Here is a 19,363-nt window from a genome sequence, read left to right on the forward strand (position 1 = left end):
CAGACTATCTGGACCAGATGACGAAGGACCAGCGCGGAATGAAACGGCATCAACCACCAAGACTAGCGGAAGCAGATCTTAGCAGAAAACTTGGAAAGCAGGCGTATTTCAAAAAAATGGCTGAATTGCAGGCGCAGCTGGCATTGATCCAACAAGCGTATCTGTTTCACGGGGTCAAAGGTGTACTTGTGTTCGAAGGCTGGGATGCGGCAGGCAAGGGTGGCACAATCCGGCGTATCAGCCAGGCACTGGACCCGCGAAGCTTCAAAGTGTGGCCGATCGGAGCGCCGAGGAACTACTATCTAAACCGACACTACTTGCTTCGCTTTTGGGAAAGATTACCGCCTCAAGGCGCAATCTCGGCCTTTGACCGCAGCTGGTACGGGCGTGTTCTGGTCGAGCGGATTGAGAAGTTCACCCCAGAAGAGCGCTGGAGGGCAGCATATCGTGAGATCAACGATTTTGAACGTATGGTGGTGGATGACGGTACAAAGATCGTGAAACTGTTTTTCCACATCTCTCAGGAAGAGCAGATGGAGCGTTTCACTGAGCGTCTTCAGAACCCGATGAAGCGGTGGAAGTTGACTTACGAAGACTTTCGCAATCGCGAGCGTTGGTCCGAGGCTGAAGTCGCCGTGGATGAGATGCTGGCGCGGACCTCAACAGATGTCGCGCCATGGCATGTGATTCCGGCTAACAACAAGAAATACGCGAGAATCAATGCTATGCAGGCAATTGTTGATACGTTTTCCGAAGGAATTGACCTGAATCCGCAGCATTTGGATAAGCGTACATTGGATGCAGCCTGCGAAGTTTTGGACGTTGATCAATCTCTAATCGACAGCCTACGCGCCCGGACCGAGTGATTGTTGCACCCAAACGAAAGGTGCTTGCGAACGATCAAAGTGGGGTGTTATCCAACGCTACGCGGCGGGTATGATGTAATGGTAGCCTGTCAGCTTCCCAAGCTGAACGCGCGGGTTCGATTCCCGCTACCCGCTCCAACGGATCATGAGCATGAAAAAAGAACTTACTCGGCGCGCTAGAGTTTTGGTTAAAGAAGGCGGGCCTGTGGGGGCGCTGGCGCGCCTTTCGGCGGTGGCTAATCCTGACGGGGTGGTTTTTGATATCGGCGTAAACCGCGGGACGATCGCCCGGCACTTGATCCGGGTATTTCCCGATCACCCTTGTTACTTGTTCGAACCACTGCCTGGTCAGGCCGCATATGTGGCCGAAAGGTTCTCGGCATTCGATACAGTCACCGTTGTTGAAGAGGCGCTTAGCGACGAACCGGGCGAGGCTGAGTTCTTCGTGGGCAAGGCGCTTGGCACCTCGTCCTTGCTGTCGTCAAACACGACGACCCTAGAGCAGCACCCCGAAGCGGAAGTGGATACCTCGATCCGCGTCAAGCTGAATACTGTGGATGCGTTTTGCGGGCAAAACGGTATTTCCCAAATTAGCTGCATGAAGATCGACGCGCAGGGGTCAGAACTGAACATATTCAAGGGCGCTGAGAAAATGCTTTCAGAGCAGCGTGTTGATATGATCATGTTTGAATGGTTCGCGACGCCGCACTATGAAAATTGCCCGCTTCTGCTGGACCTGTGGAATGCTTTAGATCGGCAAAACTATTCGCTTTATAATATTTTTCCGGGTCGGCATTTCGCTAACGGACAGCGTCGGTTCGGCGATGCGGTCTTTATTTCGGAAAAGTTCCGATCAGAAAGATTGCCTCACCTCTGAAAATCTGTTGGTTTCCAGTTTCAGTTCCTTAAATGCCGACGCCCTAGCCAGAGCGTCGGCATTGCTTTCTTGGATTTTTACCCCCGGCGACGGCGACGGCGACCACCAGCGTTTTCAGTCTCTCCGCCAGTGTTGAACGATGGCGCGGGCAGGGTGACAACCTGAGCCAGTTCCGGAAATGGGTCGGTTTTGTGGGGGATCGCATTGGCGGCGACAAAATGGTCTTGGAACTTGGGCTCGATTGCGGTTTCGACCTTGGTGATTTCACGCACAACACGCTCAATTTCAGATCGTGCCGCGATGTTGCACAGGGCGATACGCGCGCCTGTCCCGGCAGCGTTGCCCGCGCTTGAGACCTTATCCAGCGGCGCGTCCGGGATCATGCCCAGAACCATCGCGTGTTTGGTCGAGATATGTGCGCCGAACGCACCGGCCAGAACGACGCGATCAACCTTGTCGACCTCCATCTCATCCATCAGCAGCCGGGCACCCGCATAGAGCGCGGATTTGGCAAGTTGGATGGCGCGGATGTCGCCCTGCGTAACGGTGATGCGCGGGCCTCCTTCGGCGCTGGCATCGTGGATCAGATAGGCGTGGGTGCGTCCTTCGGGTATGCAACGGGCTGTGCCGGTCTGTTCGGCCGACCCGATCAGCCCGCTTTCGTCCAGCAGGCCCGCGATGCGCATTTCGGCGACCGCCTCGATAATGCCGGATCCGCAGATGCCGGTGATGCCCGTTGTTGCAATGTCCTGATCAAAGCCTTCTTCGTCGGACCACTTTTCGGACCCAATGACCCGAAAACGGGGTTCCTTTGTGGTCGGGTCAATCTCAATCCGTTCGATTGCACCTGGTGCGGCGCGTTGACCGGAGCTGATCTGCGCCCCTTCGAAAGCTGGACCAGTAGGTGAGGAGCAAGCCAGAACCCGGCTAGCATCGCCCAGCAGGATTTCGGCGTTTGTCCCAACGTCGACGATCAGAACAAGGTCTTCGGACTTGCCCGGCTCTTCCGACAGGGCAACTGCCGCACAGTCGGCCCCAACATGGCCTGCGATACAGGGCAGGATGTAGACCTGCGCGCGCGGATTCATCTTGGTCAGGTCCATCTCGCGCGCGGGTAGAGAGATGCTCTCGGACGTAGCCAAAGCAAACGGGGCCTGACCCAGCTCAACCGGATCCAGACCCAGCAATAGATGGTGCATGACCGGGTTACAGACAAACACGGTTTCGACGATCAAATCCGCGTCAATCCCGGCCTCATCAGCGATCGAGGTCGTCAGGTCATTGATTGCCTCACGCACGGCTTTTGTCATCTCTTGATCGCCGCCGGGGTTCATCATCGAGTATGAAACGCGGCTCATCAGGTCTTCGCCAAAGCGGATTTGCGGGTTCATCAGGCCCGACGAGGCCTTGACCTCACCGGTCTCCAGATCAGTGAGGTGTGCCGCAATGGTGGTTGAACCGAGGTCAATGGCCAAACCATATAACCCGTTTTCATGCAGGCCGGGCCAAATCTCGACGATGCGCGCGATGGAATCCTTGTGGCCCTTGTGAACGGCTACCGTGACCTCCCATTTACCCTTGCGCAGAACCGGTTGCAGCTTGGACATCAGCGAAAGATCGGCAGTGACGGCGTCGATATTCCATTGCTGGCGCAGCGCGCGTTCGAGCCTTTCCAGATCGCCAGTTGGTGAATGCATGTCGGGCTCTTCCACCACCACAAAATACAGACGCGTTGCCGGATCCATTGTGATGGCGCGTGCGGCGGCAGCCTTGCGGACGACCTGACGGTGCACTTGGCTTTCGGGTGGTACGTCTATGACTATGTCACCCTGAACCGTGGCCTGACAGCCCAGTCGGCGGCCCGGCTTCAGCCCGCGCTTGTCGTCATATCGCTGTTCGACCGCGTTCCATTCGCTCAGCGCGTTTTCGGACACGGTAACGCCGTGCTTGGGAAACTCACCATAACTTGGGGTGATCTGACACTTGGAACAAATTCCACGCCCGCCACAGACCGAGTCCAGATCAACGCCCAACTGTCGGGCTGCAGTCAGAACCGGGGTTCCAACGGGAAAATGCCCACGTTTGCCCGAGGGGGTAAAGATGACAAGAGGGTCGGTGGTCATAACTGGCCTGCCTTTTCGTATTCGCGCGTATGCCGGGCAAGATATGAGTTTGTGCGCAAAGGGAAAGGGCATTCCGCGGCACGTTTTGGATAAGGAGCGTCGTTTTTTGCCGCGGTGGCGGCCCGCGGGTGAAAACTAGTTTAAGTCAGGGGCTTTCCCTTGACTTGAATCCATGTAATAGGGTCACCGCCAAACGGGCTTTTGCATGAGGTTAGCAGATGCAGATTCGTGAGGCACTCACCTTTGACGACGTACTCTTGGTTCCGGGGGCATCGACGGTGCTGCCTGCGACGGCGGACACGACCACGCGCGTGACCCGTCAGATCACCATGAACATTCCGCTGCTTAGCTCGGCGATGGACACGGTGACCGAAGCCCGCATGGCTATTGCAATGGCGCAGGCTGGCGGCATTGGTGTGATCCACAAGAACCTCTCGGTTGAGGAACAGGCCCGAGAGGTGCGTAGGGTCAAACGGTTCGAATCGGGCATTGTTTACAACCCAGTCACACTACGCGCTGATCAGACGTTGGCAGATGCGCAGGCATTAGTGCAGCGATATAACTTTACCGGTTTCCCGGTCGTGGACGAGGAAGGCCGTGTTGTGGGCATCGTAACCAACCGCGATATGCGCTTTGCCACCTCGGATGATACGCCGATCAAGGCGATGATGACTTCGGACAACCTTGCGATGCTGCAAGAACCTGCCGACCTGGAAGAAGCTAAAAGCCTGATGAGGGCTCGTCGGATTGAAAAGCTGTTGGTAGTAGACGAAGCGGGCAAGTTGACCGGTTTGTTGACTTTGAAAGACACTGAACAGGCTGTGCTAAATCCCACCGCCTGCAAAGACCGACTGGGCCGTCTGCGTGTTGCGGCGGCAACCTCGGTTGGGGATGCAGGCTTTGAACGGTCCGAGCAACTGGTGGATTCCGGCGTAGACATCATCGTGGTCGATACAGCGCATGGCCACTCACAAGGTGTTCTGGATGCGGTGAAACGGGCCAAAACTCTGTCGAATGAGGTCCAGATCATTGCTGGTAACGTCGCCACAGGTGACGCAACCAAAGCGTTGATCGACGCAGGTGCCGACGCGATCAAGGTCGGCATCGGGCCGGGATCGATCTGCACCACGCGAATGGTCGCTGGTGTTGGGGTGCCTCAGCTGACGGCGATCATGGACTGTGCATCAGCAGCAGGTGATGTACCGGTAATCGCCGATGGTGGGATCAAGTTCTCTGGAGATTTCGCCAAAGCAATCGCTGCGGGCGCGTCCTGTGCCATGGTTGGTTCGATGATTGCTGGAACTGATGAAAGCCCGGGTGAGGTGATCCTGTATCAGGGTCGTTCGTTCAAATCCTATCGTGGTATGGGCAGCTTGGGTGCAATGGCGCGCGGTTCGGCGGATCGGTATTTCCAGAAGGATGCCGCAAACGATAAGCTGGTCCCAGAAGGAATTGAGGGGCAGGTGCCCTACAAAGGTTCGGCCGGCGCGGTTGTGCACCAATTGGTTGGCGGCCTGCGCGCGGCGATGGGTTATACCGGTTGCGCGACGGTTGAGGAAATGCGTAAGAACTGCAACTTCGTCAAAATCACTGGCGCTGGCCTGAAAGAAAGTCATGTGCATGACGTGCAGATTACACGTGAGAGCCCAAACTATAGACTTTCATAATCAGTGAGTTATTGCTGATGCACGGGTGATCGTGCATCAGTTGATTGCCAGAAGGCGTCGTGAACACACCAAGAACAACTCAGAAAAACTGATGCAAACTGATGCGTTTTAAGATAGTGGCGATGAGTAACTGATGCAGATTTGGTTCACTGATCCTTCGCGAAAAAGAGGAATTATCGTCGCTGAAAGGCGATGCAGTTATCAAGATACGAGCTATGGCAAGACGGTCGATATCTGACAGAGAGATTGCTCTGATCAAAGCGATGTTGCGACGGGAATGAAGAATAAAGATATTCAGTTCTTCTTCAATCGCCCGGACAGATCGGTCAATTCAGGAAGAATTACCGATATCAGTAACGGAAAATACAGCGACTCTTTTTCTATTGAGGCCGCGACCGAACAGGATCTTGACGCTTTTCTGCGGGAGTTTGAAGCCACCGAGGTTTCCGCCTCGGTGGTGGTACCGGCGAGTGGACGTCCGGTTGATCCTCCCCCTCTGAAGTGGTCCGCCGTTATGGTTAAGAAAACGGAGGAACCACATGGCGAACAAGCGACCGAAGCCGGAAGAGATTGTCTCGAAGTTGCGACAGGTTGAGATATTGATGGGGCAAGGCATGTCCCGTCTGGATGCAATCCGGCAGATTGGTGTTGTTGAACAGACCTATTATCGCTGGAAGAAAAAGTACGGCGGAATGGGTACGGATCAATTGAAGGAACTCAAGCGCCTTCAAAAAGAGAATGAGCGTCTTCGAAAGGCCGTCTCGGACCTTACCCTGGACAAGCTGATCCTGACGGAAGCCGCAAAGTGAAATGTATGGTCCGCCCGTGATATGCAATCTCAGATTTTGATGCGCTGAACCGTTGCGTCAATGTATCCGGCCTCCGTGTGGAGCGCTGAGCTCCGGGCCTTGATGGGTATCCGCTGCCGCATATTGCTTGATACTAGCTCGGCCAGAACTGGCCAGTTTCCCACTTCAGCATCTATGGGTGGCGGATTGTTGCAGCGCCATCTCCTCTCACATCGCACATCATTCTTGAGCCTCAGGAGTACGCTTAGGCCTGAAGCGATCTGTATTCTTTTTCATTGGCCAGTACTGACCAGGCAATTCTCGCAAGCTTGTTTGCTAACGCGACGGTGGCAACATTCTTATGTGTTCTTTGTTCGAGATCATCGAGCCAGCCACCGATCCGATGCGTCGAACGGTTTCCGTTCAATTTGAAGCTTCGCGCGCCATGGATGAACATTCGGCGCAGGTAAGTGTTTCCGCGTTTGGTGATGCCGCCCAATCTGGTCTTGCCTCCGGTTGACATCTGTCGTGGCACTAACCCGAGCCAAGCTGCAAAGTCCCGCCCTCTTTTGAAAGCTGACCCGTCTGCGACAGCTGCAATCATGGCTGTGGCGACCAACGGTCCGACACCCGGAACTGTCATCAGGCGTTGGCATGCCGGATCTTTCTTAGCGAGATGTTCTAATTCCTGAGTGAGATTACGAACAGCTGCATCTGTTGACACCCATTCCGCCCAAAGACCTGAGATCAGCGTCCTCATGGCTGGCGAAAGCGCCAGATTCTCTTCGGCCAAAAGCTCCAGAACAACACCGCGCAATCCACCACGTCCTTGGTGCATGGTGATCCCATGTTCAACCAACAGGCCGCGAATTTGGTTGCTAACGGCAGTACGGCGACCAACAAGGCGATCCCTCACACGATGAACAGCCTGCAATTCCAGTTGCTCTCGTGTCTTGATCGGAACGAACCGCATTGTCGGTCGTTGAACAGCCTCGCAGATTGCTTCAGCATCGAGGAAGTCGTTCTTCTGAGTTCTGAGATATGGCTTCACGTACTGCGCTGGCATCAGACGCGCGTCATGACCCATTTCTGTCAGCGTACGACCGATGTAGTGGGCACTGGCACAGGCTTCCATGCCGACCAAACAAGGTGGCAGAGATCGAAACAAGGCGTACAGTTGTGGCCTTGTGGCCTTGTGTACTTGCGCCGCTTGACGATGTTTCCACGCACATCCATGGCGACAACGTGAAATACGTTCTTGCCGAGATCGATCCCGACGACTGCAAACTCTGGCATGGTCCTTTCCTCCAAATTTGTTTCGAGGAGAGGATGACCTGTATGGTCGCTCTCCGGAAAGGGCGGACCATCCCATTATTACTGAGCCCCGCCCGTCGCCGTGCCTGTATCGACCTAATCAGAAGCGAGATAAAGGTATCGGAACGTCGAAGCTGCCGGGTACTGGGGCAGCATCGCTCGACACAACGATATCAGCCACGTGCATGAGAAGACGAAAATCGTCTCGTAGCGGACGTGATAGAATTGGCCCGCCAGTAAGGCCGCTACGGTTATCGCCGGATCGCGGCTTTGCTGAGAGATGCGGGCTGGCAGGTAAATGACAAGCGCGTCGAAAGGCTTTGGCGTCGGGAGGGGCTGAAAGTGCCAATGAAACAACCAAAGAGGGGACGGCTCTGGTTGAATGATGGGTCGTGTATTCGGCTGCGGCCGGAGCATCGAAACCACGTTTGGAGTTATGACTTCGTGCATTGTCGAACGGATGACGGAAAGGCGTTCCGCACGCTCAACGTTATCGATGAGTACAGCCGGGAGTGCTTGGCGATCCGCGTGGACCGAAAGCTGAACTCCGGCGATGTCATCGACGTTCTGAGTGACCTGTTCATCATGCGCGGTGTGCCAAGCTACATTCGCTCCGACATTGGCCCTGAGTTCATTGCCGTGGCGGTGCAGACTGGATCAATGCAGTTGGAGCAAAGACCGCATACATCGAGCCAGGCAGCCCATGGGAGAACGGTTACTGTGAAAGTTTCAATGCGCGGTTCAGAGATGAGTTCCTGAATGGAGAAGTCTTCTAAAGTCTAAGAGAAGCGCAGATTTTGATCGAAGAATGGAGGAAACACTACAACACTAAACGCCCGCACAGTGCTCTGGGATATAAACCACCGGCCCCGGAAGCCATCGTTCAGATGGACCAAAGGCCAGTCATGCACTAACAATCAAATTGGACCACACAAGTGGGGCTGATCAGTGGCACCCGCACTTTCATATTCTTGTGTTCTTGAAAACGACACAGAAGGAGGCAGCTAAGTATCTCAGCATGAAGCAGAATTGGCTATCCTGTCTTCGCGCATTTGGCCTCGATGGCAACGGCCTCGCCTATTCTGTCGATGGAGTCGAGAAAGCTGCAAAATACATCTCCAAGTTCGGAAATAATGAGAAGGGCTCTGAAGACTGGGGCATTGCGCAAGAAGTGACCCTTTCTCAGTATAAATCGGACGGCACAAATTATGCGACAGGCCACACACCATGGGCTCTTCTTTCTGACTATACACACAATGGTGAAAAGCAGGCTGGTGCTCTCTTCGTTGAATATTGCAAAGCCTTCTACGGGAAACAGCAGCTTCAGTGGTCTCGTGGATTCAAGAAACTTGTTGGGGTTGATGAAATCTCCGACGAAGAAGTCGCTGATTGTGATACTGAATTCATGGGTGATCTTGATCGGATCGGGATCACAATACCCCCAAATGACTGGTTTGAGATGCTCAAAAAAACCAATCGTATTCAACGGCTTGAAATCCTGGAAACTGCCGAACTGACCGATGATGATGAAATGATTTGGGAAAAGGTTGAGGAGCTTCTGGGGCGTCCGGCGGATCGAGAACTCGACAAGTTCCGCCAGATCAAAGACCGTCGGGAGGTTATCAACCAGGAAGCGGAAAGCAAGGAAGTCGGCCCTCCCGTCTTAGTTGGACCGATTACTTGGCTCTTCCCCGACCCGAAAGACGAGTTCTACTTCGCTTGTAATACCGGACTGCCCAGGCGTTCACCTGTAGTGTAGAAAACAGCCCTGTGGGCCAGCCATTTACAGTAAGTGGTACAGGTGAACGATGGCGAGACTCGGAACTCAATGTCCGTTTCGAGCCAATCTTGACCGATTCTGCGCGACGCAAGAACGGGCGCGAACCACGTATTGCCGCCATTGGTTATGGTTAGTACGGCCCTTACCCGCCGTTCACGATTTCCGAAATCGCTGCACTGCAGTATTCCTGGGCCTGACATTGTTGTGGACAGCACATTCCTTGCTCAGGCAAACGCATAGTCACTTTTGGTGAGGATCGCAGTTTTGACTTCTACCTGCTTTCGTATTGGTCGCTTTCAATGCAGCGCTGACCGTGAGAAGATGAGTATATTACTAACTTCGGATAGTGTTCCCGCTCCGCGTCGGTGTCTTAAATTTAGCTTAGCAGCATCTCCAGAAAGTCTTTTCCGCGTACAAAAGTCCACCAGCTCGCAACCGTTCCGCACCCAATTGCTATCGTTACTCTCAACGACATCTCCGGGGTTGGACCAAGCTTGGTGAAAAGGGACAGCAGCGGCCAGGTGACCAGGACAATTGCAAGTTGACCAACTTCAACGCCGACGTTGAAGGCCAATAGGCTCTGCCAGATATTCGGAGACGTTACCTGCAGAATTTCGTGCAAAACGAAACTGAAGCCGAGACCGTGAAGGAGGCCCATCAATACTGTTATGACAAAAACCTTTCTGTTGGAACTGGTCTCTGAGCGGCCCTCCAACACTGCCAGAAAAGCCGCATAGATTATGGACAGAGCAATGCCCGTTTCCACGAATGGGACAAACCATGCGCCCGATGGCACGTAGCCAAAGAAGCCAAGCGACAAGGTGACGCTGTGACCAACCGTAAAGCCGGTGACCCGCCATAAAAGCGCATGCAATCCGTGCGCTCCGATGACGAGGCAAACAACAAACAGGACATGGTCGATGCCCTCCAGAATGTGGCGCACGCCCTCCCAGACAAAAGTTGCGATCCCTGCTATTCTGGAGCGGGAGACCTCGATCGGGTCCTTCATCAACCCCCGTGTTCGAAAAATCAATGGATCCCCGGCACCGTAATCCAGGATGAGGTTCGCGGTCATTTCCTGATCCGGCAAACCGGGGTCCAGCAGGCTTGAAAGAGCGTAGGCGGAAGGTGCCTGCCCGAATTGGTAGTGTATTACAATGTCCACAACCACGTCGCCGACATAGGCAGGCGGATTGGCCTGCAGGGTTGAGCCTTGAGATACAGCTTGTTTGGCTTCATTCAAAGTTGCAAAGCCGGGCTCTTGGCCCACAAGATGAAGCGCAACAGATTCAACATTGCCGGGAACATGTGTTTTCCAAGACTCTAAGACCGTACCAATCTCAGCGATATAGCCGAGCCCAAGCGGGTCTACCGCGATTTCGGCGGGATCGACAAAGTGAACCACACGGCCATTCTCAAAAGCATTGGTCGTAAACGGTGCGGCGGACGGAAGGTCGCCCTCAACTGGTTCACCGGTCTTGTCCGCGACAAGATATGGCATCGGCACGCGTAGAAAGATGCGGAGCCCGTCATCTGTGTGTTCAACATGAAAAACCCGCACATTGAGGTTCAGAAGGAAATGCGCCTGGCTTGCGACCGCTGAGACGATCAGAAAGGCGGTTATACAAATCAGAAGGATTTTTCGCATACGATCAGACATCTGGTGAACGTGCCTCCAGCACTGTGATGGCGGAGAGAGCCCAGTTTCCTCTGTTAGGCTGGAGCTCTACCCGGGCGCGATACTCCACGCGCCGACGGTGATCATGACCCCAATGCCCGGCCTGCGCGTTGACGCGCCACTGCACGACACCTTCGAACTGTCCTCTGCGGGTCATGTCGCCTTCGACAATAGCGACATCCGTGACGTCGACGATTTGCGCGCGTCCGCCGCCGGGCACTCGGATCGTCAAGCTGGTTTCCAACTCAGCAGCCACATCATCGAGCGATGTGTCGATGACGATCGGTGCAAGCGCCAGTTTCCGCTCTTCGGGAAATACTTCGAGAGCGGCTACATATGTATTGGTCAGAAGACGGGATATTGCGCCCGTCGCAATCTGAGTATCGGATTTGCCGGAGATCGGGCTCAGGACCGAAATTGCGTGTTTCCCTGAAAAGGCGATGCTGGTGAAAAGAGACATCGCAGAAAGCGCCACACAGCCAATCCGTATCAGTTTCCCGGATGATCGGAACGCAACTACGCCCGCGCCAGCCGAAACGACAACAGCCAGCACTGTCCACAACGGTACAACAAAGAGTCCCGCCGCTTGAACCGGTGCGACGTCGGGATTGTCGTATCGTTTCAGATGATTGGTCCATGTGACAACTGGTTCGTCAGGTGATGCCCACGCGAAGAAAGGGCCAGCAATGTCCGTCAGCGTTATCGGAACTTTTTGGATCGTATCATCAAACATGTCCCAGTTGATTGACGCTGTGGTCGGCAGTTCCGAGATCGGATAAGTCAGTATCAAGCCGACGAACGTCGTATCGGCTATCAGCGTCGGAGCGCCTTCAACCACTTGAAACCCTCTTTCTCCTAACGTCAGAAATGCTCCACGAGCCGAAGCAGACGCGGCAGTCTCACCGGAGATACTCAGTGGATTGCGGTCTTTGAACTCTTCCAGAGCAGCGGACATTATCTGCGATTGAAGCGCAGGTTCCAGCCTGTCACCGGTCATAAATTCCTGGTCAATCCACGAAGAGAGTTCTCGAACCCGGATGAGTACTTCGTGACGAATCTCACGCGGCGCCACGTAAAGATATGAGGTGGTGCCACTTTGTGCAGGTCGATTGAGATTTGGGTTTCCGAATGCCGTAAACCAGGGATCGGGCCAGTTGATAGTCAGTCGCGTGTCTTTGTTCAGAAAGCTGAAGCGCGTGACAGGGACCGAGCGGTCGAGAACCATAAAGCCAATTGCTGCTGCGCGCGATCCATCATCGGCATAGGGAGGGCGAATGATCAAAGTCTCAGGTCGCGCACCCTCAAAACTATAGAACACCTCAAGATATATGACCTCTGGGTTTTCTGGTGGGCCGGGGATTGGCCTTCCGGTGAGGGGGTCGATCTTTCCGGCAAAAGGCGAGGCCCGGTCAATTCTCTGTCGGTGCTCCATACGTATCACGTCAAACGGCAGCGGCTTCCCGTCAGCGCGAGCGACCACAATGCTTTCCGGATTCTCACCGGGTGACTGATGAAACTTGGCCCGTGTCGCGAGGGGTCCCGTTGTGAGCTTCAACTGAAAGGCGTGTTCGAAAACCTCCAAATCCTCGGGGTAGATTTCCAGTTGCAGACGAATGCCCTCGTCTTCAATTCGGAACACAGCGATATTTTTGGCGACTTCTGCCCCGCTGTACGGGATCACATCACCCTTGACGGCGGTTGCAAGGATGGAAACCGCGAGTGCCGTCAGTAAGCACTTGATATGTTGCGATAATCTCGTCATTGGTCAAAAACGGTACAACGCCCCCCTGCAATCATCGCGGATACACAAGTGTCGCAGACAGCCGAGCTCCCCAACCATCGGGGCCGGAGTCCGGAGAAACCAGGTAGTAGCGCGCGCCCGCCTGCAGCGATACGCGCTGTTCTCCAAACCTGACCAGCTTAGAAATCATGAGGTTCACCGGCGCGGTCCACTCGTCCGTGGTCCAGTCATAGGTGGATTCGGAATTCACCGTGTAAGTCAAAGCGTCCTTGGTGGTGTGCGCCAGAAAGGGCTGAAGGTAAGTTGAATTGATGTCGCTGCTTTCGAAAGACCAGATATGGTTGCCCAACCCGCCGATGGTCCATGGCCCCTCCTGAACCAGTATGACACCAGTGATCCCGCCACCCCATTCGCCCACGCCCAGTTCACGGTTACTGGATGTCGGCAAATAGAAGATGGGTCCGACGCCCCATGTAAACGACGACTTAGTTGGGCTGAACCAAAGGCTTACCGTTGAATCGCCGAAACCCTGGTTGCTCCCGGACTTGCCGGAAACATCGTTCTGCCATTTGTAAGGAATGATCGTCCGCGTGATCAGGTTCAGATTATCGTTCAGGGAAAAGGGTATGACAGGTTGAATGTTCAGAGTTGTCTGATTGCCATCTTCGCTACCGTAACCGGTGTCGTAATTGAACTGGAACGGAACCGAGATCAGCGACGCCAGCGGGTTCGACAATTGCTTGGCCAGTTCCGAGTCATCTGCTGCAGCGGGGCTCGATGCCAGAGCGGTAAGAGCAACCGACGCCAATATGCCTGATCGAGCCGGTTTGGATAAAAGGGATTTGGCAAGAGCTGTCATAAATCCGTTCTTTCCTTGAAACACTTTCCCTCACTCAGTCGGACAGAGACGCATCGACCTGCGATACTTGGGTTTGCAGGCGCGCCCGGCAGAGACGCGCCCTCCAAGTACGGACTATTTGTCATCCGGCATCTTCGGCGGGGTGTAACCCTTCCATTTCCCGGCCAAAATCTTGTCAGAGGGTTTATGTTCCTTGGACCGAGGCGCGTCATTATAGGCCTCTGTCACCGATGGGGGCAGCGCGTATTCGTCCACTGATGCTTCGCGCACCACGATTTTGTCCTTGGTCACGTTGATGACAGTCAAATCGCGCATCAATGTCAGGTCACCGTCATAGGTTGTGCGAATTCCCTCGAGGATTGCTTGGTAATTCTCCGGTGAAAGCACAGAATGATAACCCACCGCGTGACGAGGCTGGACTTCGGCCATGACTTTGCCAAAGGCCGCAGGCTCGGTGTGAACGCGCGTGGATACGTATGTCGCTTGGCCAAGGCTCCAACCGAAATATGGTGCCAGTGCTTTCGGTGGCAGGAAGGCTTCATGCGATGCGATATCTGCACCTTTGGCGTATTTCACGTACCAATTATTGGGATAGGTATCGCCGCCGAAGACATATTTCAGCCCATTCCATTCCAGTGAATAACTCACCGATCCATCCAGAAGATGAATGGCTGGCCAAGACCGTATCGTCACGCCGTTTTCCTGATAAACGATCTCATTTTCCTGCATATAATCGAATTCGGTCACTTCGATCTTTCCGCCATCGTCTGGCAATGCGCCTGTGCGACCTTCAAGATCCCAGGCATAGGCTTTCTTCATATTTTCCACGAAGGCCTTGGTACCCAATTCCGGAGTCGATCCGGTGGGGCCGTGGATTCTCAGGGGCGTATACCTGCCGGACAGCCAACTGCCGACGTGCAGTGCCATAAAGTCTCCAACGTGATCGACGTGCAGGTGACTGATAAAAACTTTGTCGATCTGTGAGAAATCCGGACGCAGCGAGAACAGGTTGCCCATCGAGCCCATTCCGATGTCGAACAGGAACACATCGCCGTTGCCAAGCTCGACAAGAAACGAAATGGACACCGCAGCCTTGGTTTGGTTTGGCATACCTGTTCCCAAAGCGGTAATCCGCATTTCATCTGTCCCCAGGATTTCCGTATTCGGGAAATAGCTGGCCGGATACTCTTCGTCGCTGATCTGCGTGGCGGTCCGGCCGGTCGGCAGGTTTTCGGCATAAGCTGCGGCGACGCCAAAAGACATTGCCAAGGTTGTGCAGGCAAATGCCAAATTGTGAAATCTTCTACCAATGCAATAAAACATATTCTCCTCCATCATTTATCTTGTCTCAGTTGCAAACGAGGCCGGGCCCGCAGTTGCAAAGATCGTTCGGGTTATCGGGGTTGTCGGCGGCACAGTGGCGAACCTCGCGGCGGTCATGTCGGCGATGCACGCCTGCCACCGATCCCGGCGACATTGGTCGGCCGAAATGGTCGATGAACAACGTCCCCGGGCCTGTGGCTTGTGGAATGTCACCCTTGATGACCTTGACGCCGGGATAGGTCATCGTTCCCTTGTCGTTCAGTGGCCGCTGCGACAACTCCACGACCACATCAACAGGCGGTTCACCATCCGCAACGATGGTCAGTAAGGCGTTGGGCGGGTCCACGGCAAAGCTGTCGTCACCTTCGGACACCATGTCCAGAAAGCCCCGTATGCTCTGGACGCCTGCATATCGCACCGGCCTATCACAGAAGAATGTGACGATGGGGCTGACATCTGTCATCGTTATCGTGTCAGCGGTCATCGACACAGAACCGGCATTTTGCACAAACAACGCCTTGCACTCCTGGCCATCACCGTCCTGTGCCTGAGCGGTGGACATAAGGCCCAGAACCATTGGACATACAAAGAATAGCGTCTGGCAGGTTCGTTTAATCATTCCCGTCTCCTTGCGTGTTGGAATTCAGGTCACGGCGTCGGGCAAGCTGCCTGTTCGAGCGAACGTCGTGCCGCATTAGTGGTGACCTTGTGCCTTGGATCTGACCTTGACCAAGCTTACGTATTCCATCAGTTCGAGCTTCAGATCCTCGCAGATCTGTTTGTATTCGACCGCTCGGGCTCGCCCGGTTTCTCCCTTAGCTTGAAAGCTGTGGAACGCGGTCACTGCCTCGCCGAAGTCACGGCAAATCGCCTGAAACTTTGGATCACTCCGCGACAAAGACACGATTGTGAATTCATCTTTGGGCGATTGTTTCACCAATTCGGAACATCCGGCAGCAAGAAAGTTTTCCACTTGCTCCCCTCCCGTCAAAGGCCGTTGGCCATCCGTGAGATTCTGTCTCCACGGTATGTCTGCTGGGGCACCCCATGGAGACACCAGATTAACATCCGAGGTCTGTGGACTGGGGTAACGAACATGTTCTGAACGTGTTCTGAACCTTAAAAATTCTTTTGTATGAATGTAATACTGGACGTAGTCCGAAAAACCCGGGTATCGTTAGGTTAGTTTGGATGGAACAAACACAGCCGACAGATACTGCGATGGAAAGTCAGTTATCCGAGCGGAAGTCAGCGCCGCCTCTGGAACAGGCGGCCATAGACGAACAGCTCGACCGTATGTTTGAGAGTTCTCAGTTTGGTGCGAATGATCGCCGACGCGCGTTCCTCAAATACATCGTCGATGAAACACTGGCCGGGCACGCTGACCGGCTGAAGGGCTATTCGATTGGCGTTTCCGTTCTGGGCCGATCCGAGGATTTCGACGCGACTTCAGACCCGGTTGTACGCCTGGAAGCGCGCCGTTTGCGGCGCGAGATGGAACACTATTACCTGACGGACGGAAACAATGATCCTTTGGTGATTACCATTCCCAAAGGGTCATATGTTCCGTCGTTCGAATTTCGGGATGTAACTTCGGCGCCTTCCGATAAGCCAGATCGGACAGGCAAGCGCGGCAGAACCGGCTTGCGGGCTCCGAACTGGGTCGTGTTGCTTTTGTTGACGCTGTTGGTGGGCGTGACAGCTTTCATGCTGTTCCAAAGTTTCGAAACTGAAAGCCTGTCTACCGATCAGGCGACCACGGACAATGACCTTTGGGGAGATTTACCTGTCGTTGCCGTGATGCCGTTCAATCCGTTGGGCAACAGCGCTGTTACATCCGTGGCGGCCCGCGGCATTGCCGAGGATATCACAACAGATCTGGCACGGGTGCAGGGCTTGCGCGTGATCTCGTTTGCGTCGACAGCCGAACTGTCCAACGGAGTCGTTGATCTGATCGACGAGGGGCGCAATCTGGGTGCGACCCATGTTTTAAGGGGCAGCCTGCAGACGATGGCGGATGGATATCGGCTCAACATTGGTCTGGTCGATACGGAAAGCCGGGGCGAAATCTGGGCCAAGCGGTTCGACTATAAAACCAAGGATCGCTTCGACACTCAGACAGAGATTTCGCGCGAGATTAGCTCTACTTTCTCCATCGAATTATTCCCCGAACTGACTTCCAGAATAGAGGATGCGCGCTGGACACGTCGGGATGCCAGAATTCTGTATCAGCAGGCACTGGACATCATTCACCCACCAAGCGACCCGTCGAGGTTCGACGCCGCACACACATTGCTGCAGCGTGTTGTGCGGTTGGAGCCGAACACCCCGCACGGTTATGCGGGTCTGGCGTTCGCGGAAGCGCACCGAACCTGGTTTGGGCTGGCCTCAAATACTGATGAAACGCGTGACTTAATCAGGCAAAATGCTGAAATCGCGCTGGAAATGGACACGGCGAGTGTTCGTGCGCTGTTGACGTTGGGCATTCTTGAAATCTTGATGGGAAATCCGCAACCTGCGATTGATTTCGGTGAACGTGCGGTCGAGCAGGAACCGAGTTCCAGCCTAGCGCATGGCTATCTGGGAATGTTTTTTTTGTATGCCGGGAAACCGGATCTGGCAATCACGCCGCTGAAACGGTCGCTAAGCCTCGACCCCCTAAGTATCCGGCGGCCCTACAGAAATATGCTGGGTGTTTCGTTATTCCACGCCGGAAACTATCGCGAGAGCCTGGACACGATACAGGAGAATCTGGACCTCGGCGGGCCGTTCGGTCCACATATGATGGCCTATCAGGCCGCTGGCAACGCCGCGCTTGAACAATTCGACCAAGAATCGGAAATTCTTGAAAGCCTTGCGGCCATGATCGCCGAAGGCGAGACCTTTCCGCTCCGACGGTGGCTGGAAAAGGTGATTTATGATCCGAAAATGATACAGCCTTTGCTGGACGAGTACGAAAAGGCCAAAGCACTGGCAGACACTCGGTAACGGCCAGCAGTATTGCGTGGGTGTGTTTTGGCGACCTCTGCATTTGTGATCTTATGTCCGGTTCAAGGACAATTGTCGATCTATTTTGCGTATGCCGCGCATGGCAGGATAGCATTCTTGATTGCGCCTGGCGAATTTACTGAATTCATCTTGCCGTATCGTTTTCTCTTTTTTGTGAATTTCGCTTGATGATACGTGTAAGGTCTGGAATTTCGGGTTTACCGTTTTGCTTTCGAGCCGCGGCTATGATCCGCGCTTGACGATCAAGATTCTTTTCCCGTTTGCCCAGTTCACGTTCTTTCTGCGTCAATAGTCTTTCGAATTCCAACAGTTTCTTCGCTTTGTCTTTTATCACTTTCGTTGCATCGTCTTTCATTTTTTGTATCGACTTCGCAATCTTCATCAGCTTCGGGTATGCCGGTGAAATTTCTTTGGCCAGTTGTTTTTGGCTTTGCTTGTCTTTTGGCCCGTTCTCGCCAAATACAAGTTTTTCCTTTTTGATGAGAGCTTTACTTCATCTTCTTCGAGCGCCTCAATTCCCCGTTCGTATGCTTCAGAAACCTCCTTGCGATATTCAACCGGGGCCTTGTGTTTACGGTTGGATTTCTCTTTTCCCCGTTTCAGCCCGATCCCTCCAAACCACTCGCCAGCGGCGTCTTGGGCGTTCTCATACGCCCTCAGGAGTGGGTGGGAGCTTGGCTCAATGAGCTTTTGAGTTCCGCGCCTCGCGGATGTTTTTTCAGTCCAAGGAACAATGATTGCATGAAAATGCAATGCCTGTTCGTCCCGGTCCAAGCGAAGGCAGCGCACTTGCCCAGGAAAGAAGTGATCGAAGAAGGCAGGGCCTTCTCTCTCAAACATGGCTACTTTCACCGGGTCCTTAAAGAACTCAGCGTTCGCTGACAGGATGGCTTCCCTTAGCGGCCCTCCGTTTGAGTGCTTCCACGGCTCCTTTAGCCCCTCTTCTTTGCGCTTGGCAGCATCCTTCTTCCGCTTCTTCGCTTCCAGGGCCACAACCTCGCTTGTAAGGTTCTTGCGCTTTGCATCTTCGATCTCTTCGCGCAAATCTTCAATCCATGTTTCGCTTCCGACATAGACTTGGTTTTGGTCTGTCTTGGTTTCGTCGATGTGGGACAAATCTCCGCCGGTTCGATTGCCATGCATCTCGAACCTACCGAGGTCATTGGGGTGCATTGATTGAAATCTTAGAACTACCGGAAAATCCATTTCCTGCCTCCTGTTTGTTTTGCTCTGAACAGGAGATAGGTCCCAACCGTCGCCTTCGGTGACGATTGATTACTCACTAAGCAAATGGCATCGGCTACGCTTCTTCCACTTGCCGTTCGCTCCGCCGAGGGC

15 protein-coding genes, 1 tRNA gene and 3 pseudogenes are annotated in these 19,363 nt (G+C 54.1%); 9 read left to right on the forward strand and 10 right to left on the reverse strand.

Features of this window, described 5'->3' with window-relative positions:
- Positions 1-38: 38 nt before the first annotated feature.
- From ACR0D7_RS07685 to ACR0D7_RS07695, 3 genes are all read left to right on the forward strand, one after another.
- Entirely contained in the window at positions 39-866 is an 828-nt protein-coding gene (locus ACR0D7_RS07685) for a polyphosphate kinase 2 family protein (RefSeq protein WP_480678493.1), read from the forward strand.
- A 64-nt stretch (positions 867-930) separates the two neighbouring features.
- Positions 931-1,004 (forward strand) — tRNA-Gly (locus ACR0D7_RS07690).
- Positions 1,005-1,017: 13 nt separating this feature from the next.
- Positions 1,018-1,743, forward strand: a complete 726-nt coding sequence (locus ACR0D7_RS07695; protein ID WP_480678494.1) for an FkbM family methyltransferase — start codon at positions 1,018-1,020, stop codon at positions 1,741-1,743.
- A 77-nt stretch (positions 1,744-1,820) separates the two neighbouring features.
- Here ACR0D7_RS07695 and ACR0D7_RS07700 read toward each other — a convergent pair whose 3' ends face one another.
- A complete protein-coding gene (locus ACR0D7_RS07700; RefSeq protein WP_480678495.1) occupies positions 1,821-3,866 on the reverse strand; it encodes an ASKHA domain-containing protein in 2,046 nt (681 codons plus the stop codon).
- A gap of 218 nt (positions 3,867-4,084) precedes the next feature.
- Here ACR0D7_RS07700 and guaB point away from each other — a divergent pair, with 218 nt between their 5' ends.
- The 3 genes and pseudogenes from guaB to ACR0D7_RS07715 all read left to right on the forward strand — a co-directional run.
- On the forward strand, positions 4,085-5,533 hold the full coding sequence (gene guaB / locus ACR0D7_RS07705; RefSeq protein ID WP_480678496.1) for an IMP dehydrogenase: 1,449 nt from the start codon (positions 4,085-4,087) through the stop codon (positions 5,531-5,533).
- Between the two features lie 277 nt (positions 5,534-5,810).
- On the forward strand, positions 5,811-6,128 hold the full coding sequence (locus tag ACR0D7_RS07710) for a hypothetical protein (RefSeq protein ID WP_480678497.1): 318 nt from the start codon (positions 5,811-5,813) through the stop codon (positions 6,126-6,128).
- Positions 6,073-6,339: pseudogene (locus ACR0D7_RS07715) on the forward strand (transposase); the annotation flags it as partial. The gene ACR0D7_RS07710 and the pseudogene ACR0D7_RS07715, both read left to right, overlap by 56 nt.
- Positions 6,340-6,586: 247 nt before the next feature.
- Here the strand turns inward: ACR0D7_RS07715 and ACR0D7_RS07720 are convergent.
- Positions 6,587-7,632, reverse strand: a pseudogene (locus ACR0D7_RS07720) (IS110 family RNA-guided transposase).
- A gap of 63 nt (positions 7,633-7,695) precedes the next feature.
- Here ACR0D7_RS07720 and ACR0D7_RS07725 point away from each other — a divergent pair.
- Together ACR0D7_RS07725 and ACR0D7_RS07730 are read left to right on the forward strand one after the other, a co-directional pair.
- Positions 7,696-8,549: pseudogene (locus ACR0D7_RS07725) on the forward strand (IS3 family transposase); the annotation flags it as partial.
- 104 nt (positions 8,550-8,653) lie between these two features.
- Positions 8,654-9,394 carry a hypothetical protein gene (locus tag ACR0D7_RS07730; RefSeq protein WP_480678498.1) on the forward strand — a complete coding sequence of 247 codons (741 nt, stop codon included), beginning with the start codon at positions 8,654-8,656 and terminating at the stop codon, positions 9,392-9,394.
- A gap of 397 nt (positions 9,395-9,791) precedes the next feature.
- On the opposite strand, the gene ACR0D7_RS07735 is transcribed toward ACR0D7_RS07730, so the two are convergent.
- From ACR0D7_RS07735 to ACR0D7_RS07760, 6 genes are all read right to left on the reverse strand, one after another.
- Positions 9,792-11,075 (reverse strand): HupE/UreJ family protein, encoded by a 1,284-nt coding sequence (locus tag ACR0D7_RS07735; protein WP_480678499.1) that lies wholly within the window; start codon positions 11,073-11,075, stop codon positions 9,792-9,794.
- On the reverse strand, positions 11,068-12,855 hold the full coding sequence (locus ACR0D7_RS07740; RefSeq protein ID WP_480678500.1) for a hypothetical protein: 1,788 nt from the start codon (positions 12,853-12,855) through the stop codon (positions 11,068-11,070). The genes ACR0D7_RS07735 and ACR0D7_RS07740 overlap by 8 nt, the downstream gene beginning before the upstream one ends.
- A gap of 31 nt (positions 12,856-12,886) precedes the next feature.
- A complete protein-coding gene (locus tag ACR0D7_RS07745) occupies positions 12,887-13,693 on the reverse strand; it encodes a transporter (protein ID WP_480678501.1) in 807 nt (268 codons plus the stop codon).
- A gap of 114 nt (positions 13,694-13,807) precedes the next feature.
- Positions 13,808-14,956: a guanitoxin biosynthesis MBL fold metallo-hydrolase GntH gene (gene gntH / locus ACR0D7_RS07750; RefSeq protein ID WP_480678502.1), complete on the reverse strand. Its 1,149-nt coding sequence runs from the start codon at positions 14,954-14,956 to the stop codon at positions 13,808-13,810.
- Between the two features lie 85 nt (positions 14,957-15,041).
- A complete protein-coding gene (locus tag ACR0D7_RS07755; protein WP_480678503.1) occupies positions 15,042-15,635 on the reverse strand; it encodes a hypothetical protein in 594 nt (197 codons plus the stop codon).
- Positions 15,636-15,710: 75 nt separating this feature from the next.
- Positions 15,711-15,989 (reverse strand): hypothetical protein, encoded by a 279-nt coding sequence (locus ACR0D7_RS07760; protein WP_480678504.1) that lies wholly within the window; start codon positions 15,987-15,989, stop codon positions 15,711-15,713.
- 218 nt (positions 15,990-16,207) lie between these two features.
- Between ACR0D7_RS07760 and ACR0D7_RS07765 the strand changes: the two genes are divergently transcribed.
- On the forward strand, positions 16,208-18,004 hold the full coding sequence (locus tag ACR0D7_RS07765) for a tetratricopeptide repeat protein (protein ID WP_480678505.1): 1,797 nt from the start codon (positions 16,208-16,210) through the stop codon (positions 18,002-18,004).
- Positions 18,005-18,149: 145 nt separating this feature from the next.
- Here ACR0D7_RS07765 and ACR0D7_RS07770 read toward each other — a convergent pair whose 3' ends face one another.
- Both ACR0D7_RS07770 and ACR0D7_RS07775 read right to left on the reverse strand, forming a co-directional pair.
- Positions 18,150-18,380 (reverse strand): hypothetical protein, encoded by a 231-nt coding sequence (locus ACR0D7_RS07770; protein WP_480678506.1) that lies wholly within the window; start codon positions 18,378-18,380, stop codon positions 18,150-18,152.
- Between the two features lie 26 nt (positions 18,381-18,406).
- Positions 18,407-19,231, reverse strand: coding sequence for a plasmid recombination protein (locus ACR0D7_RS07775; RefSeq protein ID WP_480678507.1), 825 nt, complete (start codon positions 19,229-19,231; stop codon positions 18,407-18,409).
- Positions 19,232-19,363: the final 132 nt, after the last annotated feature.

The organism is Ruegeria sp. BB7 (assembly GCF_056539365.1).